Source organism: Methanocalculus sp. (genome assembly GCF_029762515.1).
Taxonomy (GTDB): domain Archaea; phylum Halobacteriota; class Methanomicrobia; order Methanomicrobiales; family Methanocorpusculaceae; genus Methanocalculus.
The window spans coordinates 1-2,601 of sequence record NZ_JARVGN010000333.1 but is presented as its reverse complement, the minus strand read 5'-3'; the positions used below and the strand labels follow the sequence as shown (position 1 = coordinate 2,601).

The following is a 2,601-nucleotide window of genomic DNA, read 5'->3' as shown; positions in this document are numbered from 1 at the left end:
TTCCGGGGTGGCAACAAAGGTCTCAAATGACTCTTCGATCTCTTCAGGGGCATAGATTGCAACAAGCCCGAGTGCATCGCGGATCTCCTCGGATTCGGCTTTCATGGCATCGATCCGTGGCTGGAGAAACGCACGGCTGTCTTCATAGAGCGGGTTTTGGGCAGAGGCATCCCCGTACCTGATCTCACCTGCCCCGCTCTTCTCATAATAGAAGGCAAGAACCGGATTTGAGGCTGCCAGATCCCTGCCACCACGGTCAAGGAACCAGCGGGCCGCCGGATCGAGTGCGGTCACCGAGAGGCGCTGGCCGAAGTCATCGAACCCGATGAAAGGATTCGATGAGACAAACGTATGAGCCTCTTCAATGCCGAGAGCTCGCTTTGCCAGGCTGTTGCTCACAATGAACGGCCTTTTGAGATCCGGTCCGTTCTTGCCGATGCTAAACGCCTCGCGGCATGCAGGGGTAAGATCTGCAATGCCGAGGGATTCCTCACGGTTGACGATCTCTGCGGTGAGAAGGAGCTCCATGAGCCGGAGGGTGGTGTGATCAGCCATCTCCATATCTTAACCTTATATGTTGTCTGGGAATCGGAATAAGAGTATCTCTACTTCGTGGTGATGATGCATCCATCTTCAGTGACGATGATCGTATGCTCTGCCTGGGATACAAATGACCCCGGAACATCCTGGAGAACTGGGTACGATCGGAGCACACCCTGCCTGATAAGTGCGGTCAGGGCGAGATCGGCGCGATCAGTTTTCAGCCATCTCCGGGCGAAGGGGAGGCCGCGGCGATCCCGTATCTCTTCGAGGATCTTTCTTCCGGCGGGGGTTCTCACAGGTTTCACAGCGATCTGTGAGAATATCTCGGCTCTTGAGCCCTCGGTGACGCGGCCATGGCCGGTCGAGGCAAACGGCTCAATGGCGATTGCCATCCCCTCCTTCAGGAGAGTGCCGCCACCGGATCCGATGTTTGGAACAGATGGCGAAGCATGCAGGGAGTAAAGGTCAAGTCCGTGGCCTGTGAGGTTTGCAACCGGCTGGAATCCGCGTGAGACGATCGCCTCCTGGATCGCAGCCCCTAATTCACCTGCACGGACACCGGGTTTTGCCAGTGAGAGGGCTGAATCCAGTGCCACACGTGATGCCTCAACCAGCAGGGGATGATCCCCGAGATCGACGGTGAGTGCGGTATCTGCGATACATCCGTCGATATGAATGCCGATATCCAGCTTGACCAGATCGCCTGCTGCAAAGGTGCGATCATCGGAGGGGCCTGCCGTATCATGTGCGGCTGCTTCATTCAGGGAGAGGTTTGGAGGAAACGCAATTCCTGCCCCTTCCTCATGGATCATGGTACAGACACAATCGGCGACCCCGGCAAGGGTTGCGCCCGGGACAATCATGCGTGCACCGTTCTGCAGGATCTTCTTCGCGAGCCTGCCGGATTGTTTGTACTGATCTATCATCTCATCGTTCATATGCAGAAGACCTCCGGGAACCGGGTGATTCGTTCATAGCCGCCATCTGTGACAAGAGCCATATCCTCAATCCGAACACCGCCGATCCCGGGATAGTATAAACCCGGCTCGATGGTGACGACATTGCCCGCGGCAAGCGGACTAACCCGTGAGCTGATGGACGGGGCTTCATGCACCTCAAGTCCCACACCATGGCCAAGGCTATGGACAAAGCCATCCGGCTCTGTCCCATACCCTGCATCTGCGAAGAGGGAGACGACTGCCTGGTAGAGAGTGGAACCATCTGCACCTGCGCGGAGGAGGGAGAAGGCAAGCGTTTGTGCATCAGATACCGCGGCATACATCTCCCGGATCTCAGGAGTTGGTTCTCCCCGGACAACCGTCCTCGTCATATCGGCGAAGTATCCGGTCTCTTCATTCTGCGGGAAGATATCGATGATGATTGGAGCGTTGGCTGCAATTGGACCGGTTCCCCGGAGATGCACCACAGATGTCTCACTGCCCGAGGCGACGATCGTATCAACACCCCTGCACCCGTGTTTCAGGAGTGTGGAATGAACCCCATATCTGACATCTTCTGAGGTGAGGATCTTTCCCTCCGGGGTCACCAGGAGTTCTCCGGTGGGATTCGACCGCTTAATCAGGGCAATTGCCGTTTCGAGCGCATCTTCTGCTGCTGCCTGCGACTCACGCATCATCGCGATCTCGGATGGGGACTTCTGCGACCGCATGGCAGAGAGCGTATCCATATCTACCAGGATCGGCTGGTGCGCTTCAATCGCCTTTGCAAGGCCGAGGGGAAACTCGGGCGGGACAAGAATCGGGCCGCCTGCCAGATCAGCTATCACCCGGCCCGTTGCCTTCAGGGGATCAGGCTCTTCCTTCAGAATATCAAAAAAACCTGCATCTGCCCGGCTTATGACGGTGCATGGCGACTCAAGGGCGGCCCGTTCCACCTCCATCGCAGGAACAACAATGATGCCCTCTTCATTCAGGCGTTTCATATAGATGACCGGATCGCTCGTCCGAAATGAGGTGAGGTACCGTACATTGGCATCTGATGAGGTGCCATATGCGGCATATGCCCTGGAACCGGTAGTTGCCAGAGCCTGATCGAGAG

At 56.7% G+C, this 2,601-nt stretch carries 2 protein-coding genes and 1 pseudogene; all 3 read right to left on the bottom strand.

Annotated elements, in window-relative coordinates; translation table 11 throughout:
* Positions 1-555, bottom strand: a pseudogene (locus tag QCH34_RS10460) (ATP-binding protein); the annotation flags it as partial.
* A gap of 50 nt (positions 556-605) precedes the next feature.
* A complete protein-coding gene (map, locus tag QCH34_RS10455; protein ID WP_300333839.1) occupies positions 606-1,481 on the bottom strand; it encodes a type II methionyl aminopeptidase in 876 nt (291 codons plus the stop codon).
* On the bottom strand, positions 1,478-2,601 hold a 1,124-nt coding region (locus tag QCH34_RS10450), incomplete at its 5' end, for a Xaa-Pro peptidase family protein (protein ID WP_300333837.1). The genes QCH34_RS10450 and map, both read right to left, overlap by 4 nt.